Source organism: Halomonas sp. BC2 (genome assembly GCF_002078115.1).
GTDB lineage: Bacteria > Pseudomonadota > Gammaproteobacteria > Pseudomonadales > Halomonadaceae > Vreelandella > Vreelandella stevensii.
The window spans coordinates 77703-99920 of sequence record NZ_LFGT01000003.1; the positions used below are offsets into that span (position 1 = coordinate 77703).

Consider the following 22218-nt stretch of genomic DNA (forward strand, 5'->3'; position numbering starts at 1 on the left):
GGTAGCACCATCATCTTTCGGAAAGGAGTGCATCAAAATGGCGCGTCAAACAGTGGTTTTAGGGGCAGGGATGGTCGGCGTCAGTATCGCCTGGCAACTGCAAAAGCGCGGTTTTCAGGTCACCTTGATCGATCGCCGCCAGCCTGGTCGTGAAACCTCGTTCGGTAACGCGGGCATTATCCAGCGTGAGGCGGTACGGCCGTATCCGTTTCCTCGCGATATGAAAACCATTTTGAGCGTGCTGCCTAACCGTCGTGTCGATATTCGCTACCGGCCCACCGGCATGATCAAGGCGGCCTCTCCGCTGCTCAGTTATTGGCACCACTCGTCGTCGCGGCTCTACAAGAAGATCGTCCCGGAGTACGCCTCGCTGATCCAGCTGTGTCTCGACGCCCACGCGCCGATGATCGAAGCGGCAGGTGCCGATGCGTTGGTACGTCGCGAGGGCTGGCTGGAGATCTATCGAACCCCCGAGAAGCTGGCCAAGCGTGTCAAGGAAGCAGAGGAAGCCCGCGATCTCTATGGTGTGCAGTTTGCGGTGCTCGACCGCCAGGGGGTTGCCGAAAAAGAGCCCCAGCTGGGAGAGCAGATCATCGGGGCCATTCATTGGCTGGACCCCTGGACCGTTGCTGATCCCGGTGGTCTGGTAGCGGCCTACGCCGAGTCGTTCGTTGCTTTGGGTGGCCAGCTGGTACAAGCGGAGATCACCGGCGTCAGTCAGCAGGGGGCGCAGTGGCAGGTGAGCACCGCCACCGATACCTTCACGGCAGATGATGTGGTGATGGCACTGGGCCCTTGGGCGGGAGAGTGGATGAAGCCGCTGGGCTACCACTTCCCGACGTTCGTCAAGCGTGGCTACCATATGCACTACACCACGCAACCGGGCACCAGGCTGCATTATTGGCTGATGGATGCAGAAGTCGGCTACCTGCTGGCGCCCATGAACGCTGGCGTGCGGCTGACCACGGGGGCGGAGCTGGATTGCCTGGAATCGCCGGCCGATGAAGAGCAGCTAGGGGCGGCAGAGAGCGTGGCGCGGACCATTTTTCCGCTGGCCGATCGTAAGGACGAGCGTGCCTGGAAGGGCGCGCGTCCTTGTCTGCCGGACATGAAGCCGGTGATTGGCCCGGCGCCACGCCATCCAGGCTTGTGGCTGGCGTTCGGGCATGGCCACCAGGGCTTTACGCTGGGGCCTGCTACCGGCCAACTGCTGGCCGACATGATGGAGAATAAACCGACAGCCATCGATATGGCACCGTTCCGCGCGGACCGCTTCTAGATGCCAAGTGGCGTTCCGGTTTGTTTGGCACCCGGAAGGGATGTTTGCTAGGCTGTAGATGAAATTCCGCTAGATGGAGGTTCCGCAATGGATGTCGCGGTCAGTAATACGGTGAGCACGGCGCTTTACATGAATCAGGCGCAAACTGTGGAACAGGCGCAGATGCAAATGTTCAGAGATGCGCTGGAGCAGCAAGCCGATCAGGTCACGGAAGTATTGGCGTCGGCGGATTCGGCAGCGCAGCCCGAGCTTGCTCAGGAAGGTAGCGTCGGTACGCAAATCAATACCTTCGCTTAACCCGCTGGAACAACGCCTTTCTCAATACCCAAACGCCGACCTTGTCGGCGTTTTTTGCTTTGGTATGCCGCAGACAGGGAGTTGCGTTACCATAGGCGCACCCCGCCACTGGTCTGGCGCTTTTTTTGGTTATTACGCAGTCCCCCTATTTAGAGAACTCCATGTCTGACGCTCAATTAGCGCGCGAAGCAGAGCTACGCCGCACCTTTGCCATTATTTCCCACCCTGACGCCGGTAAAACGACCATCACCGAAAAAATGCTGCTGTTCGGAAACGCCATTCAGATGGCCGGTTCGGTGAAAAGCAAGCGCAATGATCGCCACGCGACGTCCGACTGGATGAAGATGGAGCAGGAGCGGGGTATCTCGGTGACCACGTCGGTCATGCAGTTCCCCTACGGCGGACGCATCGTCAACCTGCTGGACACTCCAGGACACGAGGACTTCTCGGAAGACACGTACCGCACCCTGACCGCCGTCGACTCTGCACTGATGGTCATCGATGGGGCCAAGGGTGTCGAAGATCGCACCATCAAATTGATGGAAGTGTGTCGACTGCGTACCACGCCCATCCTCACCTTCGTGAACAAGATGGACCGCGATATTCGTGACCCCATCGAAGTCATGGACGAAGTGGAGACGGTGCTCAACATCCAATGTGCCCCGATGACCTGGCCCATTGGCATGGGGCGGCACTTCAAGGGGGTCTATCATCTCTACAACGACGTGATTCACCTCTATACCCAGGGGCAGGGCAGCCGTATCCCTGACGACAAGCGTATCGAAGGGTTGGACAACCCGGAGGTGGATGCCATTCTGGGCGAAGAGCAGGCCGAAGAGCTGCGCATGGAAGTCGATCTGGTGCGCGGCGCCTCCCATGAGTTCGACCTGGAAGCCTATCGTCGTGGCGAGCTGACTCCTGTCTATTTTGGTACCGCCATGGGTAACTTCGGTGTGCGTGAAATGCTCGACGGCTTCGTCGAGTACGCGCCATCGCCGCAGCCCCGCGAGACCGATACTCGAGAAGTCACGGCCCAGGACGATCGCTTTACCGGTTTCGTTTTCAAGATCCAGGCCAACATGGACCCGAACCACCGTGACCGCATTGCCTTTCTGCGGGTGTGTTCCGGCAAGTACGAAAAGAACATGAAGATGCGCCATGTGCGCATTGGCAAGGACGTCAAGATTGCCGATGCGCTGACCTTCATGGCCTCGGACCGCTCCCACGTGGAGGAGGCCTGGCCCGGCGATATCATCGGCTTGCACAACCACGGCACCATTCAGATTGGTGACACCTTTACCGTGGGTGAAGACATGCGCTTCATGGGCATCCCGCACTTTGCGCCGGAGCTGTTCAAGCGCGTGCGCCTGAAAGACCCGCTGAAGATGAAAGCACTTCAGAAAGGCCTGCAGCAGCTATCGGAGGAAGGGGCTACTCAGGTCTTCATGCCGCTGGATAACAATGACCTGATTCTTGGCGCAGTAGGTACGCTGCAGTTCGACGTCGTCGCACACCGCTTGAAGGAAGAGTACAAGGTCGATTGTCTCTACGAAGGTGTCAACGTGCAGACGGCTCGCTGGGTCTATTGTGACGATGCGAAAATGCTGGAAGAGTTCAAGCGCAAGGCAAGTGCCAACCTGGCGATCGATGGCGGTGGCTACCTGACCTATATTGCCCCGACCCGGGTCAATCTGCAAATGACCCAGGAGCGCTGGCCGGATATCCGTTTCCAGCCGACCCGAGAGCACTAATCTCAAGACTCGCCTCAAGAGGCCTACCCAAACGAGAGCGCTTGCCATGCTCATTGACGCCCACTGCCACCTGGATGCCACGGAGTTCGATGAAGACCGAAAGGCCGTCATCGCCGCGGCCAGGGCCGTGGGCGTCACCGGTTTCATCGTGGCTGCCACGGTGCGCCAGCGCTGGCAGAATGTGCTGGCGCTGGGCGAGAGTGACGGGGTCAGCATCTGCCTCGGGCTTCACCCCTATTTCATTGCTCGGCATCACGCCGATGACCTGGCGGCGTTGGAGGCGCTGGTCAAGCAGCAGTTGACCCGCCCGGAAACCGCCCTGGTGGCGATTGGCGAGTGTGGTATCGATGGTCGCTTCAGCGAGAGTCTCTCGCAGCAGTGGGAGTATTTCGATGCCCAGCTCGGTATCGCGAGCCGTTGCCAGCTTCCCCCTGTCGTGCACTGTGTGAAGGCCAACGATGACGTGGCCAAGCGGCTTCATCAATGGGCACTGGCGAGGCCCGGCATGATCCATGCCTTTGCCGGTTCCTACCAGCAGGCCGCAAGGTTTCTGGATGCGGGGTTTGTACTGGGGCTGGGAGGCGCCGTCACCTACGCTCGTGCTCAGCGCCTGCATCGCGTGGTGGCCAAATTGCCGGATGATGGCTTCGTGCTGGAAACCGATAGCCCCGATATGCCGCTGAGTGGCTTCCAGGGGCAGCGCAATGAACCTTCGCGCGTGAAGCACGTCGCTGAGCAGGTGGCTAAGCTGCGTCAGCAATCGCTGGAACACGTCGCAGCGCTGAGCAGTGCCAACGCTGCACGTATTTTCGGCCTGTGAGTGCTGCCCCGCTGGTGTCAGCTCAATTGAGCCGCTAGCGCTTCAGGGTCCAGGCGCTCGATGGGGTAAGGCAGCGCGTGCAGGCTCACTGGCTGTGCTTGCCAGTAGACGGAGATCTGCTCCTCCGCCACTTTGGTATTCATGACCGCCAGCAGCTCTACCTGCTGCTCGTCACTGAACGCGCTGTTGACGACTTCACCCAGGGCTTTCCCTTCCTTATCCACCAGGCTGTCACCTATCTGGGGTAATGCGCTGGCGCTCACGTGCGCATGCACCAGGCGTTTTTTGACCTGGCCGCGAAAGTGCGCCCGAGCGACGACTTCTTGCCCGGTATAGCAGCCCTTTTTGAAGCTGATGCCGCCCAGCGCTTCCCAGTTGAGCATTTGTGGCAGGAAGTGATCCGGCTGTGCCGCCGTCAACCAGGCGAGGCCGCTACGGATGTCTGCCAACTGCCAGGCTTGCTGTAGCGTCTCTTGCGAAGCCTTCTCTGGGGGTGTCTCTTCCAGCATCAGCAGCCAGCGAGGAGTGCCCGGCATACGCAGGGCGGTGCCCAAGGGGCTGGTATGATGCGTATAGGCCTGATCGGGCAACGTCACGCCTGCCTGCTCCAGTAGCGAGGCGTCCGGGGCGCTGCTGCCCACGAACGTTACGGATGTGGCAATCGTCAGCTCGGTCTTGTAGAAAGCGGCAAACTTTTTCAAATGGTTGGCCAGAGACTCGGCCAGCGAGGCGTCGAGAACCAGCCGATAGTGCTGTGGCGCCAGGCGCAGCAGCTGGGCATTGGCCAGCATGCGCCCTTTGGGGGTGCAAAAGCACGTGAGAGGGGCGAAGCGTCCATTGGCGAGGCCGACCTGGGCGCTGGTTTGCCCCTGAAGAAATTTTTCGGCATCAGGACCCGTGACGTCCAGCGCTGCCAGGTGCGTCAAATAAACGGTACCGGTGAAGGGGTGAGTCTCGGCGGTGGCCATGGTCTCTCCTGAAGATGAAAGCTGCGCGACATGAAGTGAAAGGCGCGGCAATAGGTTACGCTAGGTGCGGGCAGTGGGCTGCAATTGCAAGCGCACTTGCGCGTGCTAAACTTCAATTCCGCGTATCGGTCTTGCACAAGAATTTTTGCGTCGTATCGCCGATCGATCCCGCTAGCATATACTTAACAAGACTCATTAACACATAAAAGGGCAGCGCATGGCAGTGCAATCACTCAGTTTTCAAGGGGTTTCCAACGCTGATCAGGTGAACAAGATCACCACGGCATTGATGATGCTGGATGGGGTGGACAGCGCCGAAGTAGGGCGTCATGGCGCCGAAGTGGAAGGACGCGCCAAGCGCGACGCGCTGATCAAGGCGGTCGAACAGCTCAAACTACCCATCAAGGTGTCGTGAATGCATCCGCCTATCGTGGTGATCAGTGAGCGCAACCGAGCGTTTCGCCAGCGTATCGAGGTCAATGGCCTGGAAGACCTCTACGCAGACGTGCCCGCAGTGGTGGGTGGCGATGAAAGTGCGCCGGACCCTCACGACTATTTCGATATCGCTTTGGGAACCTGCAAGGCCATTACCGTACAAATGTATGCCAAGCGCAAGCAGTGGCCGTTGGGAGGCATTACGGTCACGGTGCAGCGAGACGACCAGGATGAAAAGAAGGGCGTTTACCGGCTGGCCGTTCAGCTCGAACTGCACGGTATCAGCGACCCTGAGCAGAAAGCCAAGCTGGAAGAGATCAGCCACAAATGCCCCATTCAGCGGTTGATGACCCAGGCCACCATCGAGATCACCACTTGCACCGAGTGACCACCCCAGGAGCCATGATGAGCAAGGAATTTCGTCTGCAGTCAAAATTCAAGCCTGCGGGCGACCAGCCCACCGCGATCCGCAGCCTGGTAAGCGGCCTGGAGTCGGGCCTGGCCCACCAGACGCTGCTGGGCGTGACCGGCTCCGGCAAGACCTTCACCATGGCCAACGTGGTGCAGCAACTACAGCGGCCGACCATCGTCATGGCGCCCAACAAGACGCTGGCGGCCCAACTGTACGGCGAATTCAAGGCGTTCTTTCCCGACAACGCCGTCGAATATTTCGTCTCCTACTACGACTACTATCAGCCGGAAGCGTACGTGCCTTCCTCGGACACGTTCATTGAAAAAGATGCCTCGATCAATGATCACATCGAGCAGATGCGGCTGTCCGCCACCAAGGCGCTGCTGGAAAGGCGTGATGCCTTGATCGTCGTGTCGGTATCGGCGATCTATGGTCTGGGTGACCCGGACCAGTATCTGAAAATGCGCCTGCACTTTACCCGCGGCGAGCTGATCGATCAGCGTGCCTTCCTGCGCCGATTGGCGGAGCTGCAGTACACGCGCAACGACATGGACTTTCGTCGCGGCACCTACCGTGTGCGTGGTGATGTAATCGATATCTTTCCGGCCGACGCCGATGAAGAGGCTGTGCGTGTCGAGCTCTTCGACGACGAGATCGACTCCATCCGCCTGTTTGACCCGCTGACGGGGGAGATACGTGGCCAAGTGCCGCGTATGACGATCTACCCGAAGTCGCACTATGTCACCCCTAGGGAAACCATCCTGGAGGCCATCGATGCCATCAAGGGGGAGCTTAAAGAGCGGCTCGAATGGCTGAGAAAGCATGAGCGGCTGGTGGAAGCCCAGCGCCTGGAACAGCGCACTCTCTATGACATCGAAATGATGCTGGAGCTGGGTTACTGCAACGGCATCGAAAACTACTCGCGCTACTTGTCTGGCCGTGCTCCTGGCGAGCCGCCGCCGACATTTTTCGATTACCTGCCCGACGATGCGCTGCTCTTCATCGATGAGTCCCACGTCAGCGTGCCCCAGGTGGGTGGCATGTACAAAGGTGACCGCTCCCGCAAGGAAACGCTGGTGGAGTACGGCTTCCGCCTGCCTTCCGCGCTGGACAACCGGCCGATGAAGTTCGAAGAGTGGGAGTCGATTTCGCCACAGACCATCTTCGTATCGGCCACCCCGGGGCCTTATGAAGCAGAGCATGCCGGTCAGGTGGTCGAACAGGTGGTGCGCCCCACGGGGCTGCTCGACCCGCAAATCGAAGTGCGCCCTGCCAGCACCCAGGTCGACGATCTGCTGTCCGAAATCGGCTTGCGCACCGCAGTGGGCGAGCGCGTGCTGGTGACCACGCTGACCAAGCGTATGGCCGAGGATTTGACCGACTATCTCGACGAACACGATATTCGGGTGCGCTATCTGCACTCCGATATCGATACTGTCGAGCGGGTGGAAATCATCCGCGATCTACGGCTGGGCAAGTTCGATGTGCTGGTGGGGATCAACCTGCTGCGTGAAGGGCTGGATATTCCAGAAGTGTCGCTGGTCGCCATTCTGGACGCGGACAAGGAGGGCTTCCTGCGTGCCGAGCGTTCGTTGATCCAGACCATTGGCCGCGCGGCGCGTAACGCCAACGGTAAAGCGATTCTCTACGGTGACCGGGTTACCGACTCGATGCTCAAGGCCATCGACGAAACCGAGCGCCGCCGCGCCAAGCAGATGGCCCATAACGAAGAGCATGGCATCACGCCGACCACCGTGACGCGTTCGGTGGCCGACATTCTCGAAGCCGCCCAAACGCCCGGCAAGAAGAGCTCCCGTCGTCGTGGCAACGAGCGCAAGGTGGCCGAGCCTGAGGGTAGCTATGACGTGGGGTCCATGAGTCGCCAAGACCTGCTGGCGGCCATCAGCAAGCTGGAAGACGCCATGTTCGAGGCCGCCCAGAACCTGGAGTTCGAGGAGGCGGCGAGACTGCGTGATCAGGTGCACCGCATGAAAGAACAGCAGCTGGCGCTGGGGTAGGCGATGCCTGAAGGCCCTGAAATCCGGCGTGCCGCGGATCGTATCGAGAAGCAGCTTAGTTATACCGTTATCTTGTCTGTTGAGGATTCGTCAGACCAAAGCCTTACGCTCGGAGCAGTAGCGTGGGCCTGTATTGGCTGCCGTGGCTGCTTCAATACGGTATACTTCCTGCACACTTAGACGGCCGAGAAGGTCGCACTCAGCACGATAACCGAGGAGCTGTTCATCCATGACCGTGATTCGCCAGGACGACGTGATTCAAAGCGTTGCCGATGCTCTGCAGTACATCTCTTACTATCATCCCAAGGATTTCATCGATGCCATGGCAGCCGCTTATGAGCGCGAAGAGAATCCGGCGGCCAAGGATGCCATTGCTCAGATCCTGATCAACTCACGGATGTGCGCCACGGGCCATCGTCCCATCTGCCAGGACACCGGTATCGTGACGGTATTCGTGCATGTCGGCATGAACGTGACCTGGGACGCGGATCTCAGCCTGGATGACATGATCAACGAAGGTGTGCGCCGGGCCTACCAGTTGCCCGATAACGTTCTGCGTGCATCGGTTCTGGCGGACCCGGATGGCAAGCGCCAAAACACCAAGGACAATACGCCCGCCATCATCCATCACAAGATCGTGCCTGGCGACAAGGTCGATATTCACGTGGCAGCGAAGGGCGGCGGTAGCGAGGCAAAATCGAAGTTTGCCATGCTCAACCCTTCCGACAGCGTGGTGGATTGGGTCATGGAACAGTTGCCCAAGATGGGTGCTGGCTGGTGCCCGCCCGGCATGCTGGGTATCGGGATTGGTGGAACCGCCGAAAAGGCCATGGAAATCGCCAAGGAAGCGCTCCTCGATCCGATCGACATCCAGGACCTTCAGGCACGTGGCCCCAGCAACCGGGCAGAAGAGCTGCGTCTGGAGCTGTTCGACAAGATCAACAAGAGTGGTATCGGTGCCCAAGGGCTGGGCGGCTTGACCACGGTGCTGGATATCAAGGTCAAGGATTATCCCACCCATGCGGCCAACAAGCCGGTGGCCATCATTCCCAACTGTGCGGCGACGCGTCATGCGCACTTCACTCTGGATGGTTCCGGTGCCGTCTCGTTGCCAGCTCCCAAGCTGGAAGATTGGCCGGAAATCACTCGTGAAGCGGGTGATAACGTCAAGCGCGTGAATCTCGATACGGTCACTCCTGAAGAGGTCAGCACCTGGCAGCCAGGCGACACGCTGCTGCTCAACGGAAAACTGCTGACCGGCCGTGATGCGGCGCACAAGCGTATGGTCGACATGATCTCCAAAGGTGAGCCGCTGCCGGTAGACATGAAAGGTCGCTTCATCTACTACGTCGGGCCAGTAGATCCGGTAGGTGATGAAGTCGTTGGGCCAGCTGGGCCAACGACCGCCACTCGTATGGACAAGTTCACCCGTACCATGCTGGAAGAGACGGGGCTGCTGGGAATGGTAGGCAAGGCCGAGCGTGGCCAGGCGGCCATCGACGCGATTCGCGACAACCAGGCCGTCTATCTGATGGCGGTCGGGGGCTCTGCCTATCTGGTGGCCCAGGCCATCAAGCAGTCTCGTGTAGTGGGCTTCGAGGACCTCGGGATGGAAGCCATCTATGAGTTCGAGGTAGAAGACATGCCGGTCACGGTCGCCGTCGATAGCCAGGGCACGTCAGTGCACCAGACGGGGCCTGCCAAATGGAAAGAGATCATTGCTCAAAAGGCCTGATGGCCGATAGGCAACCCGGGTGACCGGGTGAGTGATCGGAAGCCCCGTCCCAGGCGGGGCTTTTCCGCATGGTCACGATGGAAAAGTTGAAAAAAATTCAGGCGCAGTAAACCGTAGGTGTTCCGACGATGACGAGGAAGCGTTAATGGCCTCATGGCTGCTAGGCACAGGGATCATGATGATCCACGTTCTGGGGATGGTCTCGGCGGTAATGGCGTTGATGTCCAGTCGGACACCCCAGGGCGCCGTCGCGTGGATCATTTCACTGCTGACCTTTCCCTATATCGCGTTACCGGCCTACTGGTTTTTTGGGCGCCCCCGCTTTTATGGTTATGTAACGGCCCGGGGTGCCAAGGATACGGTGCTGCGCAGAGTCTTGGTGCGCTATCGCCACAACATCAAGCCTCACGTGGTCGAGTCCACCAATACCGATATCAAGGCCGTGGAGCAGCTGGCCATGATGCCCCTGACCCGAGGTAATCACCCACAGCTGCTGATCGATGGGCAAGCAACGTTCGACAGCTTGTTCGAAGGCATCGCCCAGGCTCGGCACTATCTGTTGCTGCAATTCTTCATCGTGAGGGATGACGCGCTGGGACGTGAGCTGCAGCAGCATCTCGTGAGCGCGGCAAAACGTGGTGTGCGTGTCTATTTTCTCTACGATGAAATTGGCAGCCGCAAACTGCGAGACGGTTATTTCAAAGAGCTGAAGCAGGCAGGTGTCGAAGTGACCCCGTTTCGATCGTCGCGCGGCATCAAGCACCGCTTCCAGCTCAACTTCCGTAATCACCGCAAGATTGCCGTGGTGGATGGGGAGCAAGGGTGGGTAGGCGGTTTCAATGTTGGCACAGAGTATCTGGGGCAGAGCAAGAAGCACGGCCCCTGGCGTGATACCCATCTGCTGTTGAACGGCCCTAGCGTGCTCGGTCTTCAGGAGGCTTTCTGGGAGGATTGGCACTGGGCCACGGGAGAGGTGATCACGCTGAATTGGCATGCCTCACCCGCTGCGGGGCATGACCAGCAGGTCGTCATCGTGCCGTCAGGGCCTGCTGACAAGCAGGATACCGCAGGGTTGCTGGTGCAGCAGCTGATCCACAGTGCCAACGAACGTTTTTGGGTCACCAGCCCGTATTTCGTGCCGGACCAGGGCGTACAAGACTCGCTGCGCCTGGCGGCCATGCGCGGTGTGGATGTGCGTGTGATGATCCCGGAGCGCCCGGATCACTTGCTGGTCTTCCTGTCGGCGTTCTCGTTTTTGCCAGAGATGCTCAAGGCAGGTGTTAAAATATACCGTTATCAGCCTGGCTTTCTACACCAAAAAGTCATGCTTATCGACAACAGCTCATCTGCCGTCGGTACGGTCAATCTTGACAATCGCTCGTTCAGGTTGAACTTCGAGATTACCGCCTTCATACCCAGTGCAGATTTTACTCAGCAAGTGGCCGAGATGCTGGAAGCCGATTTTGCTCAGTGTCGGCGCGTCACCCTCGATGAAGTCAGCCAGCGCCCGATGTGGAAAAAAGTCGTATCCCGCGCTGCGTACCTGATGTCACCCGTTCAGTAGCGACTGGGCCAGCCGCAATCACAAAGCCAATAAACAAAGGGAGTGTTGGGTGAATCTTGAAACAAAATGGTTAGAGGATTTTGTGGCACTGGCCAATACGCGCAGTTTCTCTGCATCTGCCAGACAGCGTCATGTGACCCAGCCTGCCTTTAGTCGTCGTATCAGGGCGCTGGAACAAGCGGTGGGAGTCACCCTGGTGGACCGTTCGACGACACCTGTCGGGCTCACCTCGGAAGGGCAGCTTTTTTTGGTCACTGCGCGCAACCTGGTGGAGCAACTCAATGAATCACTCAGCCATTTGCGTGGCCTCTCCATTGCCAATGAAGCGCTGGATATCGTGGCTGCCCACTCCCTGGCACTGAGCTTTTATCCGCCCTGGATATCTCGGCTGCAGAAGGGGCTGGGCGAACTGCCGACGCGCTTGGTGGCCATGAACGTGGGAGAGGCCATCCATGTTCTGCGGGAGGGCAACTGTGACCTCATGTTGGCTTACTATGACCCGTTTGCCACCATGCAGCTGGACGCCGAAGTGTTCCCCTCGTTTTCGATTGGCAAGGTCAAGATGTTGCCGGTGTCACTCCCGGATGAGCAGGGCAAGCCGCTGTTCTCGCTGCAGCGTGATCAGTCGATTCCCTACCTGGCCTATACGCAGGGTGCTTTCCTCGGTCGCAGTGTGCGCATGCTGCTGAAGAACGATCCGCTACGCATGAAGCTACGCACCGTGTACGAAACCGCCATGGCCGAGGGCCTGAAGGGCATGGTGTTGCAAGGGGTCGGCGTGGCCTGGATTCCCGACTTCTGCATTCGTGAAGAGTTGAAGAGCGGTCGGCTGGTTCGGGCAGGAGATGAGGGGTGGGATATTCCTCTGGAAATCCGTTTGTATCGTTGCTCGCTGGTGCACAAGCCCGGTGTAGAGCGCCTCTGGCGGCAGATGATGAAGCTGCCGCGCGATTTTCTGCAGGGCTAAGCGCCACCCAGATTGGCTGGCAGCCCCAGGAAATTTTGAATGATAAAGAAGTGATCTTCAAATAGGCTCTCTGGCTCCAGGTCGGCCAGCGCCACCCATCGGGCATGCTCGCCGCCTTTGACCGGCTTCAAGCGAGGTAGCTGTTGGTCGGGAGTCAGCGCAAAGTAGAAGGCTTCGGCCAGCGTGCGCCCGCGCCAGCTGCGATGGGGCTCATCGAACAGACGCTGGCCGCGTAGCGATCCTTTCAGCACCGGCTCCGGCACCTTGAGCCGCAGGCGTTCGCGCAGCTCGCGCAGGCAGGCATCCAGCAGGCGTTCGTGGGGATTGATGAAGCCGCCGGGCAGGGCAAACAGCCCCTTGCCCGGGGCGGCGGTACGCTTGACCAACAACACATGGCCGGATTGTACCACCACGGCATTCACCGTGACGAAAATGGGCGGGTAGGGAGCCTTGGCCCATGCCTGGCGATACTGGTCCAGCAAGTGCTGCTCCTCCAGCAGTTGATGATAGGCGTCGCCCTTGCAGAACTGCCCCACGCTTTTGACCACTCCGGGGGGAAGGTCGTGAAACGCTCCGGTGCTTAGATAGTCGCCGGTGGCGTCCGGTGAGCGAAATAGACGCTCACGAATCTGACTTGCTGAAATTCCCTCCACCAGCGGAACGCTAACCGACTCCCACTGAGGAAACAGCGAAAGATAGTAGCTGGATTGGCCTCGACTGGCTCCGATCAGGCCGATACGTGGCAGGCGCACGTTGGCTGGAGTGGCCAGGTCACGCACTTTGCGCTGTACATCCCGTACCCAGACATCGTCATTATAAAGAGCGTCCAGCAGTGGGGTAATTTCCAAGCGGCGGTTCTCGGCCTCGTCGAACGCCGAGCGGATCATGGCCTGACGCTCATTGAAGTGCCAAGGGTTACGCAAGGAGCGCGCTTGCCACGAAGAGCCGACCATGACGATGACCTGACGTGCCTGTTTGAGGGCTTCGCGGATGATGGCCAAATGGCCCAGGTGCGGCGGCTGAAAACGACCGATGAATACCAGGCAGTCGAATTCGTGGGTCGATGTCGTGGGGGCCGCATCCAATGTCATGGGGTGTCCTTGTTCGCTGATCAGTTGGTCGTCAGGCGAGGCCATTATGGTCAGAGCGCTAACGCTGTGCAATGCACCAAACCCTGCGCTCAACGGTTTCATTCGGTATGCTTACCTACTGATAGCAATAGTGGCGTTATAAAAAAGGACGCTGGGAATGGTTTTAAAGGGAATAACTATGCTGAAGCGCACGCTCGTTTTCTGGTGGAACGTGGTACAAGATGCAGTCTCGCTATGGTTGGAGCGTAATGCCTTCAGCTACGCTGGTTCGCTGGCGTTCTATACGCTTTTTTCGCTGGCTCCGACGATCATTATTGCGGTCACCGTGATCGGGGTGGTGCTGGGGGATGATGCCGCTCAAGGGCAAATCGTGGCGCAGCTTCAAGGCACGTTAGGGGCCGAGGCTGCCCAGGCGGTGGAACAGGCGGTTGCCCAGTCGCGTATCGAAGAGTCCGGGCTGCTGCCTACTGTTTTAGGGGTGGTTGCACTGCTGGTGGGTGCCACCACGGTCTTTGCTCAGATGCAGTTTTCGCTCAACACCATCTGGGGCGTCACGGCCAAGCCTACCAGCAACAGCGCCTTCATTTTCATCAAGACGCGCCTGCTGTCGCTGACCGTCGTATTGTCGATTGGCTTCATTCTGCTCGTTTCTCTGGTGCTGGGCGTCTTCCTGCGCAGCATGCTGCACGCCACCAGTGACCTGCTGCCCATCGCGACCATTGTCACCACCACTGCCGAGTCGCTCATCTCGCTGGCCATGGTGACCTTGCTGTTTGCCACTATCTTCAAAGTGCTGCCCGATGTGGTGTTACGCTGGCAGGACGTGCTGATCGGCGCGCTGGTGACGGCGATTCTGTTTACGATAGGCCGTAGCCTGATCGCGATCTATCTGGCCTATACGGCCACCGCATCTACCTATGGTGCCGCGGGCTCGGTGGTGATGATCCTGCTGTGGGTGTACTACAGTTCATTGATACTGTTGTTCGGTGCGTCGTTTACCCGTTCGCTGCTGCTGCGCCGGGGGCGCCCACTGGTGCCCCGCAACAGCGCCGTATTGGTACGCAAGGAACTGCTTTGATGAGCAGGAGATTGCCATTGTCGCAGTGCTGTCAGCGTGGAATGGTGCCAGGGAAGGTTCAAGGGGCCAGGATGGCCCACGTATCAATGGAGCCCCTGGCCCTACATCACGCCCCCGGCCATTTTGCGACGTTTTAGCGTGCCACCGCGTCATGCGGTCTGCTCTGCCTGCCAGTCAGTGATGTTTTTTGCGGTCAGCAAGACGATGTTCTGGCGCGCTTCGGGGGTGATCCAGGCGTTGTGCGGCGTAACGATCAAGTTGAGCGGCTCTCCTGCTGCCAGGGCATCCAGCAACGCATCGCCCCTGGCGGGGGGCTCGGCGGGCAGCACGTCAACGGCCAGCCCGCCCAGCGCTCCTTTGCGCAGCGCCTCCAGAGCGGCCTCTTCGTCGATGATGCCGCCGCGCGCGCAGTTGACCAGTAGCAGTGAAGGCTTGGCCTTGGCCAAACGCGCTTGATTGATCAAGTGTCGTGTAGCGTCGTTCAGAGGGCAGTGCAGGCTAATGACATCGGCGTGGGGCAGCAGGTCGTCCAGAGCCGGGCGCTTATCGGCGGCTTCGTTGCCAGGCCGCGCGGCGAAGGTCACCTGCATGCCGAAGGCCTCGGCCAGACGAGCGACTTCCGAGCCCAGCTCGCCACTGCCTACCATGACCAGTTGCTTGCCAGCCAACTGCAGCGTCGGGTGGTTCTGAAGGCAGAAGAAATCACTTTTCTGCCAAGCTCCTGCGGCGATATCTGCCTGATAGCGCGGCAGGCGATTGGCCAGCGACAGCATCAGCATCAGCGTGTGCTGAGAGACACTGGCCGTGCCGTAGGCGGAGACGTTCTTGACGACGATGCCATGCGCCTTGGCTGCGTCAAGATCGATATTGTTCAATCCCGTGGCCAGGACACAGATCAGCCGTAGCGAAGGCAACTGCGACAACGTGTCGGCGTCCAGTGTGACCTTGTTGACGATGGCGATATCCGCGTTCTTCAGGCGCTCGCGGGCCTGTTCTGGGGTGCTTTGTTGATAGGTTTCCAGGTGATCGACTGCTTCGCGAATCGGCGTCAGGTCGATATGGGGGCCCAGGCTTTCTGCATCCAGCATTACCGCATGAGGCATGTTGTTTTCTCCATTGGCTGCCAAGTGGCGCTTGGTCTTGCCCGGCAGGGGGCACAAAAGGGTATAATGTTCGCGCTATCAACCGCAGTCTTGGAATTTATCCCAGCAGGCCACATATTGTCAGCTCGGCGGCCTAGTCGTTCGCCACTTTTCTGTAAATATCAGTCTGTTGACGTTGTGCTTTTCAGGAGCCCTCAACATGCCTATCTATGAGTACGAGTGCAAGGCCTGCGGCCATCGCATGGAAAAACTACAGAAGGTCAGCGCTGATCCGCTGACTCAATGCCCCGCTTGCCAGCAGGATGACCTCGAACGGCTGGTGTCTGCGGCAGGCTTTCGTCTGGCCGGTGGCGGCTGGTACGAAACCGATTTCAAAACCGGTAGCAAAAAGAACCTTGCTGCTGGCGGTGGCTCGGCTGGCTCTTCGTCCAGCGACACCAGCACGCCATCCCCCAGCAAAGGCGCCGCGGCTTAGCCGCGGCGGTCAGCCGAGGTAGTTGGCGACCCCTTACATAGTCACGCAACAGAACAGGAAGAGACATGCGCAGCCATTATTGCGGCCAGCTGAACGAAACATTGGTGGATCAAACGGTCACCGTCTGCGGTTGGGTACATCGCCGTCGTGATCACGGTGGGGTTATCTTTCTCGACATGCGCGACCGCGATGGGATTGCGCAATTCGTCGTCGACCCCGATACCGCCGAGGCGTTTGCTAATGCCGACCGTGCGCGCAGTGAATATGTTCTGCGTATTACCGGGCGTGTTCGCCTGCGTCCCGAAGGCACCCAGAATCCCAACATGCCGACGGGCATGATCGAAGTGCTGGCCAAGGAAGTCGAGGTGCTCAACACCGCCCTCACACCGCCTTTCCAGCTGGACGAGCACGGCAAGGTGGGTGAAGAGGTGCGTTTGAAGCATCGTTACATCGACCTGCGCCGCCCGGACATGATCGAGAAGCTGCGTCTACGCTCGCGTATTTCACACAGCGTTCGTGCATTCCTCGAAGGCCAAGGGTTTCTGGACATCGAAACGCCCATCCTGACCCGGGCAACGCCGGAGGGTGCACGTGATTACCTGGTGCCGAGCCGTACCCATGCGGGTAGCTTTTTTGCACTGCCGCAGTCGCCGCAGCTGTTCAAGCAACTGCTGATGGTGGCGGGCTTTGACCGCTACTACCAGATTGCCAAGTGCTTCCGTGACGAAGACCTGCGTGCCGACCGTCAGCCAGAGTTTACCCAGATCGATATCGAGGCCTCGTTCGTCGAGGAAAACGATATCATGGGCATCACCGAAGCCATGATCCGCCAGCTGTTCCAGGAAGTGCTGGATGTCGAGCTGCCGGAGTTCCCGCGCATGACCTGGCAGGAAGCCATGGATCGCTTCGGCTCCGACAAACCGGACCTGCGCATTCCGTTGGAGCTGACGGATGTCGATGACCTGATGCAGCAGGTGGATTTCAAGGTGTTCTCTGGTCCTGCCAGTGCGGAAGATGGCCGTGTAGCTGCCTTGCGTGTGCCGGGTGGCGCCAAGCTGTCGCGCAAAGAGATCGATGAATACACCAAATTCGTCGGTATCTACGGCGCCAAGGGCCTGGCCTGGATCAAGGTCAACGAGCGCGCCAAGGGGCTGGAAGGCCTGCAGTCGCCCATCGTCAAGTTCATGGAGAACGTCGTCGAGGAACTGCTCGATCGCGTGGGTGCAGAAGATGGCGACATCATCTTCTTCGGTGCCGACAAAACGCGCATCGTCAACGAAGCCATCGGCGCACTGCGTGTCAAGCTGGGCGCTGATCTGGCCATGTATACCCAGCCCTGGGCGCCGCTGTGGGTGGTCGATTTCCCGATGTTCGAAGCCGATGATCAAGGCCGCCTGAGCCCGCTGCACCATCCCTTCACGGCGCCTTCCTGCACGCCGGAAGAGCTCAAGGCCAACCCGGCCGCCGCGCTATCGCGTGCTTACGACATGGTGCTGAACGGTACCGAGCTGGGCGGTGGCTCCATTCGTATCCACGATCAGTCCATGCAGAGCACCGTGTTCGACATTCTGGGGATTGGCCAGGAGGAAGCGCAGGAGAAGTTTGGCTTCCTGCTGGATGCCTTGCAGTACGGCGCGCCGCCCCATGGTGGTTTGGCCTTCGGTCTGGACCGCCTGGTCATGCTGATGGTCGGTGCCAAAACCATCCGTGAAGTCATCGCCTTCCCGAAAACGCAAAGCGCGGGCTGCTTGATGACCGATGCCCCCGGCGAAGTCAGCCCCGAGCAGCTCAAGGAGCTGAGCATTCGCCTGCGCCAAAAGGCCAAGGCGGAGACAGCGGGCGAATAGTCTCTTTATTGTTTGCCAGTGGTAGTCAACACCGACGCTCTGCGTCGGTGTTTTGTTATGTGTCACGCTAGGGTCATGCGTTACCAGGAGTCAGTGCATGGAAGGAAATCAGTCCGCAGCAGCCGTGCGGATCATGGGTATCGACCCTGGGTCACGGATTACCGGCTACGGCATCATTGATCTGGAAGGCATGAAGCCTCGCTATGTGGCCAGCGGCTGTATCCGTACCTCTGATGGGGCGCTGGAGCAGCGCTTGGCGCAAATCTATGCGGGTCTGAGTGAAGTGATCGGCCTGTATCGACCTGAAGCGGTGGCGGTAGAGCGTGTGTTCATGGCCAAGAATGCCGACTCGGCGCTAAAGCTGGGGCAAGCCCGCGGCGCCGCGCTGGTATGCCTGGCCAACCATGGGCTGAGTGTTTCCGAGTATGCGGCTCGGCATATCAAGCAGGCCGTCACGGGGCATGGTGGTGCCGAGAAAACACAGGTACAGCACATGGTGACGACGCTGTTGCAGTTGACTGCCACGCCTCAAGCCGATGCGGCCGATGCGTTGGCCATTGCCTTGACCCACGCGTTCACCGGAAGCAGGCGAGTGCCCTCCGAGGCCAAGCAGGGCACACGACGCTCTTCAGGGCGCTGGCGGTTATAGCCGTTACTGGTCATCTGTACAGAGTCGCTTTATAGTGGCTTACCGTTTTCACTACCCGCGAGCACTCCTATGATTGGTCGGTTAACTGGTTTATTGGTCGAAAAGCATCCGCCCTGGATCGTGGTGGATGTCCATGGCGTAGGCTACGAACTGGAAGCCTCCATGAACACGCTGGTGGCGCTGCCTGCACCTGGCGAAAACGTTTCGTTATACACGCACTTGAGCATTCGCGACGATGCTCATTTGCTGTATGGCTTTGGCCGTGAGCATGAGCGTGCGCTGTTTCGCGCCTTGATCAAGGTCAGCGGTGTAGGCCCCAAACTGGCGCTGGCGATTCTATCGGGCATGGATGAAGACGCCTTCATGCGCTGCGTGCGCGACGATGACAGTAAGGCACTGACCCGTTTGCCGGGCGTGGGCAAGAAGACGGCCGAACGGCTGATCATCGAAATGCGCGATCGCTTTCCCGATTGGGAACAGCGCCATGCCCCTCTGGCCTTGGAGGCGACCAGCGGTCGCCCAGCCCCGCGCGACAGCCTGGCCGATGCCGAAGCAGCGCTGGTCAGCCTTGGTTACAAGCTGACGGAAGCCGCTAAAATGCTGGCCGATGTAGATCCCAATCAATCCACCGAAGCGTTGATCAAGGCGGCGTTGACTCAGCGCATGAGCGGCTAAACAGGCTCCATGTGGTAATCAGCAGCGTGCCGGATGTCGTTGAGCGCCGGCGTTGATCAGACCCAGTAGAAGAGTTGCCATGCTAGAACATGACCGATTGATTGCCGCTGAACCGGAGCATGGGGAAGTGCGCATCGATCACGCCATTCGTCCCAAGCGCCTGCAGGACTACATTGGCCAGCCCCGAGTCCGCGAACAGCTGGAAATCTTTATTGGTGCGGCCAGACTGCGGGAAGAGAGCCTCGACCACACTTTGGTGTTTGGCCCACCAGGCCTGGGCAAAACGACGCTGGCCAATATCATTGCTACTGAAATGGGCGTTGGGCTGAAGTCGACCTCTGGCCCGGTGCTCGAGCGGGCCGGGGATCTGGCGGCGATGCTGACCAACCTGGAGCCAGGTGACGTTCTGTTCATCGATGAGATACATCGCCTTTCGCCCGTGGTGGAAGAGGTCCTCTATCCCGCCATGGAAGACTTTCAGCTCGACATCATGATTGGTGAAGGGCCTGCGGCGCGCTCCATCAAGCTCGACCTGCCGCGCTTTACCCTGGTGGGGGCGACCACGCGAGCAGGGTTGCTGACCTCGCCGCTGCGCGATCGCTTCGGTATCGTCCAGCGTCTCGAGTTCTACAATCTCGAAGAGCTAACGGAAATCGTCGCTCGTTCGGCACGCCTGCTAGGCGTGGAAACCAGTCGAGAAGGTGCGGTGGAGGTTGCCCGCCGCTCGCGGGGGACGCCTCGCATCGCCAATCGCCTGCTGCGCCGCGTACGTGACTATGCCGAGATCAAGGGCAACGGGGTGGTCGATGTGACCCTTGCCGATGCCGCCTTGAACATGCTCAACGTCGACCATCATGGCCTGGACCATATGGATCGCCGCCTGCTGCTGGCCATGATCGACAAGTTCGACGGTGGGCCTGTCGGGGTCGATTCGCTCTCCGCCGCGATTGGCGAGGAGCGGGATACCATCGAGGACGTCATCGAGCCTTATCTGATTCAGCAGGGCCTGATGATGCGTACACCACGGGGGCGGGTCGTGACGCGCCAGGCGTGGCAACACTTCGAGCGGGTGGTGCCCGACAGCGCCATGAGTGCAGAAGGGGAGCGGCGACCATGAGCGATGGTTTTGCCATGCCGGTGCGCGTTTATATCGAAGATACTGACGCGGGCGGTATTGTCTACTACGTTAACTATCTGAAGTTTATGGAACGCGCCCGCAGTGAATGGTTGAGAGAATTGGGCTTGAATCAGCAAACGCTGCTAGACGAAGGGACGCAGCTAGTGGTATACCGCATTGCCTGCCGCTATGCCAAGCCAGCACGTCTCGACGATGCGCTGACCGTAACGGCCACCATGGCCAATCAAGGCCGCTGTCGAATGACATTCGAGCAGCAGGTGTGGCGAGACAAGGAACTCTTGTGCTCCGCCACAGTCGAGATAGCCTGTTTGAGCGCTGATACCTTACGGCCCAAAGCGTGGCCAGTATCGCTCGATCTTTCTGTGTCGGCTCATTAGTCCGCAGGCCGCGATATCTCGTAATGCTAAACCCGGTGAAATGACCACCGCTACCCTGTCGCCATGGCGACACCAATAGATTGAAGAGGGCAACTGTGAACGATAACACCATGTCCATACCCCACTTGATAATGAGTGCCAGCACCGTCGTGCAGCTCGTCATGTTACTGCTGGTGGTGGGGTCGATCCTCTCTTGGGTGGTGATTTTCCAGCGCAGCATGGCATTGCGTCGTGCCAGGCAGGAGTACAATCAATTCGAAGAGTCATTCTGGTCGGGTGTCGACCTCAATGAGCTGTACCGTGAGATCCCCGCCGATGACCCACGTCACGGCGCAGAGCACATCTTCCAATCCGGCTTTCGTGAATTCAACCGCCTGATGCCCAAGACGCGTAACGCGGACACGATCCTCGAAGGCGTCCAGCGCAGCATGCGCGTTGCCTGGTCCCGGGAAGAAGACCGCCTTACCCAGCACCTGGTTTTTCTGGCCACCGTGGCGTCGGTCAGCCCTTATATCGGCCTGTTCGGTACGGTCTGGGGCATCATGGGTTCGTTCCAGTCGCTCTCCATGACCCAGCAAGCCACCCTGGCCACCGTGGCGCCCTGGATTGCCGAAGCCCTGATCGCTACTGCCATGGGCCTTCTGGCAGCGATTCCTGCCGTTATCTTCTATAACCGTCTTTCCAACGAAGCCGCTCGCCTACTGGGCAGGTACGAAAATTTTGCTGAAGAATTCCACGCGATCCTGCATCGCAATTTGCAAGGCCGCGATGGCAAGCCGCAAGCCTGATGCCCGCTAAAGGAGTTCGTTATGCAAGGTTCGTTTAATCGCGGCGGCAAGAAAAAGCCCATGGGGGAGATCAACGTCGTCCCCTTCATCGACGTCATGCTGGTGCTGCTGGTCATTTTCATGATCACGGCCCCCATGTTGACGCAAGGGGTGCAGGTGGATTTGCCGCAGGTCTCCTCGGAGCCTATCGAAACTCAGGAAGATAGTGATCCGATCATTATTTCGGTGGATCGTGACGGCGGCTATTTCATTACCCTGGGTGAAGACACCAGCAATGTCTCTCTGGAGCAGATTTCCGAACGCGTCATTGCCATTCTCCAGCGTAGGCCCGGCACACCTGTCATGGTTCGCGGCGACCGCAGCGTGCCTTATGGCCAGGTCGTCATGTTGATGAGCACCCTGCAACGCTCTGGTGTAGCGAACGTTGGGCTGCTCTCAGAGCCGCCGCAAGATGGCTAAGGGCGAGTCACCGATGGCAGTGAAACCACCACGCGACCCCCAGGATGTCGGCTATACATTGCCGACGCTCCTGGCGATTGGCGTGCATCTCATCGTGATTGCGTTCACGCTGATTCGGCTACCCAGCACGCCTGCAGAGCCCGACTCCTCATCGATCGTGCAGGCCACTTTTGTCAGTACGGAAACCTTCACCGATCAGGCGCAGCAAATCACCGAGCAGCAGGCCGCGCTGAACAGTGCGGCCGAGCCTGCCGAGAGCGAACCCGCGCCTGAGTCGCCAAGCCAGGCAGAA

General features: G+C 59.2%; 22 protein-coding genes and 1 pseudogene. 20 read left to right on the forward strand and 3 right to left on the reverse strand.

The features are described 5' to 3' along the window. The first annotated feature begins 37 nt into the window (after window positions 1–37). The 4 genes from B7L71_RS01800 (at window position 38) to B7L71_RS01815 (ending at window position 4147) form a co-directional block, all read left to right on the forward strand. The gene (locus B7L71_RS01800; protein WP_081135558.1) at window positions 38–1279 is read left to right on the forward strand and encodes an NAD(P)/FAD-dependent oxidoreductase; all 1242 of its coding nucleotides are present in this window, start codon (window positions 38–40) and stop codon (window positions 1277–1279) included. An 87-nt stretch (window positions 1280–1366) separates the two neighbouring features. Beyond that, entirely contained in the window at window positions 1367–1576 is a 210-nt protein-coding gene (locus B7L71_RS01805) for a putative motility protein (RefSeq protein WP_016913796.1), read from the forward strand. 161 nt (window positions 1577–1737) lie between these two features. After that, complete coding sequence (locus B7L71_RS01810; RefSeq protein WP_081135561.1) at window positions 1738–3327, forward strand: peptide chain release factor 3; 1590 nt, start codon at window positions 1738–1740, stop codon at window positions 3325–3327. A 46-nt stretch (window positions 3328–3373) separates the two neighbouring features. After that, window positions 3374–4147 carry a TatD family hydrolase gene (locus B7L71_RS01815; RefSeq protein WP_081135563.1) on the forward strand — a complete coding sequence of 258 codons (774 nt, stop codon included), beginning with the start codon at window positions 3374–3376 and terminating at the stop codon, window positions 4145–4147. Window positions 4148–4164: 17 nt separating this feature from the next. Here the strand turns inward: B7L71_RS01815 and ygfZ are convergent, their stop codons facing one another. Further along, a complete protein-coding gene (gene ygfZ, locus B7L71_RS01820) occupies window positions 4165–5115 on the reverse strand; it encodes a CAF17-like 4Fe-4S cluster assembly/insertion protein YgfZ (protein WP_081135566.1) in 951 nt (316 codons plus the stop codon). Between the two features lie 217 nt (window positions 5116–5332). Between ygfZ and B7L71_RS01825 the strand changes: the two genes are divergently transcribed. The 6 genes from B7L71_RS01825 to B7L71_RS01850 all read left to right on the forward strand — a co-directional run bounded on the left by B7L71_RS01825 (window position 5333) and on the right by B7L71_RS01850 (window position 12246). After that, window positions 5333–5530: a hypothetical protein gene (locus tag B7L71_RS01825; RefSeq protein ID WP_016913800.1), complete on the forward strand. Its 198-nt coding sequence runs from the start codon at window positions 5333–5335 to the stop codon at window positions 5528–5530. After that, window positions 5531–5938, forward strand: coding sequence for an OsmC family protein (locus B7L71_RS01830; RefSeq protein WP_081135568.1), 408 nt, complete (start codon window positions 5531–5533; stop codon window positions 5936–5938). It abuts the gene before it with no gap. 17 nt (window positions 5939–5955) lie between these two features. Continuing rightward, window positions 5956–7980, forward strand: coding sequence for an excinuclease ABC subunit UvrB (uvrB, locus tag B7L71_RS01835; RefSeq protein ID WP_081135571.1), 2025 nt, complete (start codon window positions 5956–5958; stop codon window positions 7978–7980). Between the two features lie 229 nt (window positions 7981–8209). Further along, window positions 8210–9715 carry a fumarate hydratase gene (locus B7L71_RS01840; RefSeq protein WP_081135574.1) on the forward strand — a complete coding sequence of 502 codons (1506 nt, stop codon included), beginning with the start codon at window positions 8210–8212 and terminating at the stop codon, window positions 9713–9715. Window positions 9716–9860: 145 nt separating this feature from the next. Then, a complete protein-coding gene (gene cls, locus B7L71_RS01845) occupies window positions 9861–11279 on the forward strand; it encodes a cardiolipin synthase (RefSeq protein WP_081135576.1) in 1419 nt (472 codons plus the stop codon). Between the two features lie 49 nt (window positions 11280–11328). Then, a complete protein-coding gene (locus B7L71_RS01850) occupies window positions 11329–12246 on the forward strand; it encodes a LysR substrate-binding domain-containing protein (protein WP_016913806.1) in 918 nt (305 codons plus the stop codon). Here the strand turns inward: B7L71_RS01850 and B7L71_RS01855 are convergent. Further along, window positions 12243–13337, reverse strand: coding sequence for a bifunctional nicotinamide-nucleotide adenylyltransferase/Nudix hydroxylase (locus B7L71_RS01855; protein WP_081135579.1), 1095 nt, complete (start codon window positions 13335–13337; stop codon window positions 12243–12245). The two genes, B7L71_RS01850 and B7L71_RS01855, sit on opposite strands and share 4 nt — an antisense overlap. A gap of 178 nt (window positions 13338–13515) precedes the next feature. Here B7L71_RS01855 and B7L71_RS01860 point away from each other — a divergent pair, with 178 nt between their 5' ends. Further along, entirely contained in the window at window positions 13516–14415 is a 900-nt protein-coding gene (locus tag B7L71_RS01860; RefSeq protein ID WP_081135581.1) for a YihY/virulence factor BrkB family protein, read from the forward strand. 149 nt (window positions 14416–14564) lie between these two features. Here B7L71_RS01860 and B7L71_RS01865 read toward each other — a convergent pair whose 3' ends face one another. Beyond that, window positions 14565–15518, reverse strand: a complete 954-nt coding sequence (locus tag B7L71_RS01865; protein ID WP_081135583.1) for a D-2-hydroxyacid dehydrogenase — start codon at window positions 15516–15518, stop codon at window positions 14565–14567. Between the two features lie 199 nt (window positions 15519–15717). Between B7L71_RS01865 and B7L71_RS01870 the strand changes: the two genes are divergently transcribed. The 9 genes and pseudogenes from B7L71_RS01870 to B7L71_RS01910 all read left to right on the forward strand — a co-directional run. Next, a complete protein-coding gene (locus B7L71_RS01870) occupies window positions 15718–15993 on the forward strand; it encodes an FmdB family zinc ribbon protein (RefSeq protein WP_016913811.1) in 276 nt (91 codons plus the stop codon). A gap of 65 nt (window positions 15994–16058) precedes the next feature. Beyond that, window positions 16059–17840 carry an aspartate--tRNA ligase gene (gene aspS, locus B7L71_RS01875; protein WP_081135586.1) on the forward strand — a complete coding sequence of 594 codons (1782 nt, stop codon included), beginning with the start codon at window positions 16059–16061 and terminating at the stop codon, window positions 17838–17840. A gap of 97 nt (window positions 17841–17937) precedes the next feature. After that, window positions 17938–18489 carry a crossover junction endodeoxyribonuclease RuvC gene (ruvC, locus tag B7L71_RS01880; protein WP_081135588.1) on the forward strand — a complete coding sequence of 184 codons (552 nt, stop codon included), beginning with the start codon at window positions 17938–17940 and terminating at the stop codon, window positions 18487–18489. Between the two features lie 69 nt (window positions 18490–18558). Continuing rightward, on the forward strand, window positions 18559–19164 hold the full coding sequence (gene ruvA, locus B7L71_RS01885; RefSeq protein WP_081135590.1) for a Holliday junction branch migration protein RuvA: 606 nt from the start codon (window positions 18559–18561) through the stop codon (window positions 19162–19164). 79 nt (window positions 19165–19243) lie between these two features. Next, window positions 19244–20281, forward strand: a complete 1038-nt coding sequence (gene ruvB, locus B7L71_RS01890) for a Holliday junction branch migration DNA helicase RuvB (protein ID WP_016913815.1) — start codon at window positions 19244–19246, stop codon at window positions 20279–20281. Further along, a complete protein-coding gene (ybgC, locus tag B7L71_RS01895; protein WP_016913816.1) occupies window positions 20278–20679 on the forward strand; it encodes a tol-pal system-associated acyl-CoA thioesterase in 402 nt (133 codons plus the stop codon). The genes ruvB and ybgC overlap by 4 nt, the downstream gene beginning before the upstream one ends. 110 nt (window positions 20680–20789) lie before the next feature. Next, the gene (tolQ, locus tag B7L71_RS01900; RefSeq protein ID WP_371827785.1) at window positions 20790–21467 is read left to right on the forward strand and encodes a protein TolQ; all 678 of its coding nucleotides are present in this window, start codon (window positions 20790–20792) and stop codon (window positions 21465–21467) included. A 21-nt stretch (window positions 21468–21488) separates the two neighbouring features. Beyond that, on the forward strand, window positions 21489–21926 hold the full coding sequence (tolR, locus tag B7L71_RS01905) for a protein TolR (RefSeq protein WP_081135593.1): 438 nt from the start codon (window positions 21489–21491) through the stop codon (window positions 21924–21926). Between the two features lie 13 nt (window positions 21927–21939). Next, a pseudogene (locus tag B7L71_RS01910) lies at window positions 21940–22218 on the forward strand (cell envelope integrity protein TolA); the annotation flags it as partial.

Bases quoted from the DNA above. Each gene is read 5' to 3' on its own strand.
- tolQ (WP_371827785.1), top strand. From the start codon at position 20,790: ATGTCCATACCCCACTTGATAATGAGTGCCAGCACCGTCGTGCAGCTC.
- B7L71_RS01860 (WP_081135581.1), top strand. From the start codon at position 13,516: ATGCTGAAGCGCACGCTCGTTTTCTGGTGGAACGTGGTACAAGATGCA.
- ruvA (WP_081135590.1), top strand. From the start codon at position 18,559: ATGATTGGTCGGTTAACTGGTTTATTGGTCGAAAAGCATCCGCCCTGG.
- B7L71_RS01810 (WP_081135561.1), top strand. From the start codon at position 1,738: ATGTCTGACGCTCAATTAGCGCGCGAAGCAGAGCTACGCCGCACCTTT.
- B7L71_RS01825 (WP_016913800.1), top strand. From the start codon at position 5,333: ATGGCAGTGCAATCACTCAGTTTTCAAGGGGTTTCCAACGCTGATCAG.
- ruvC (WP_081135588.1), top strand. From the start codon at position 17,938: ATGGAAGGAAATCAGTCCGCAGCAGCCGTGCGGATCATGGGTATCGAC.
- B7L71_RS01840 (WP_081135574.1), top strand. From the start codon at position 8,210: ATGACCGTGATTCGCCAGGACGACGTGATTCAAAGCGTTGCCGATGCT.
- B7L71_RS01815 (WP_081135563.1), top strand. From the start codon at position 3,374: ATGCTCATTGACGCCCACTGCCACCTGGATGCCACGGAGTTCGATGAA.
- ygfZ (WP_081135566.1), bottom strand. From the start codon at position 5,115: ATGGCCACCGCCGAGACTCACCCCTTCACCGGTACCGTTTATTTGACG.
- B7L71_RS01805 (WP_016913796.1), top strand. From the start codon at position 1,367: ATGGATGTCGCGGTCAGTAATACGGTGAGCACGGCGCTTTACATGAAT.
- ybgC (WP_016913816.1), top strand. From the start codon at position 20,278: ATGAGCGATGGTTTTGCCATGCCGGTGCGCGTTTATATCGAAGATACT.
- aspS (WP_081135586.1), top strand. From the start codon at position 16,059: ATGCGCAGCCATTATTGCGGCCAGCTGAACGAAACATTGGTGGATCAA.
- tolR (WP_081135593.1), top strand. From the start codon at position 21,489: ATGCAAGGTTCGTTTAATCGCGGCGGCAAGAAAAAGCCCATGGGGGAG.
- cls (WP_081135576.1), top strand. From the start codon at position 9,861: ATGGCCTCATGGCTGCTAGGCACAGGGATCATGATGATCCACGTTCTG.
- uvrB (WP_081135571.1), top strand. From the start codon at position 5,956: ATGAGCAAGGAATTTCGTCTGCAGTCAAAATTCAAGCCTGCGGGCGAC.
- B7L71_RS01855 (WP_081135579.1), bottom strand. From the start codon at position 13,337: ATGACATTGGATGCGGCCCCCACGACATCGACCCACGAATTCGACTGC.
- B7L71_RS01830 (WP_081135568.1), top strand. From the start codon at position 5,531: ATGCATCCGCCTATCGTGGTGATCAGTGAGCGCAACCGAGCGTTTCGC.
- B7L71_RS01865 (WP_081135583.1), bottom strand. From the start codon at position 15,518: ATGCCTCATGCGGTAATGCTGGATGCAGAAAGCCTGGGCCCCCATATC.
- B7L71_RS01870 (WP_016913811.1), top strand. From the start codon at position 15,718: ATGCCTATCTATGAGTACGAGTGCAAGGCCTGCGGCCATCGCATGGAA.
- B7L71_RS01800 (WP_081135558.1), top strand. From the start codon at position 38: ATGGCGCGTCAAACAGTGGTTTTAGGGGCAGGGATGGTCGGCGTCAGT.
- ruvB (WP_016913815.1), top strand. From the start codon at position 19,244: ATGCTAGAACATGACCGATTGATTGCCGCTGAACCGGAGCATGGGGAA.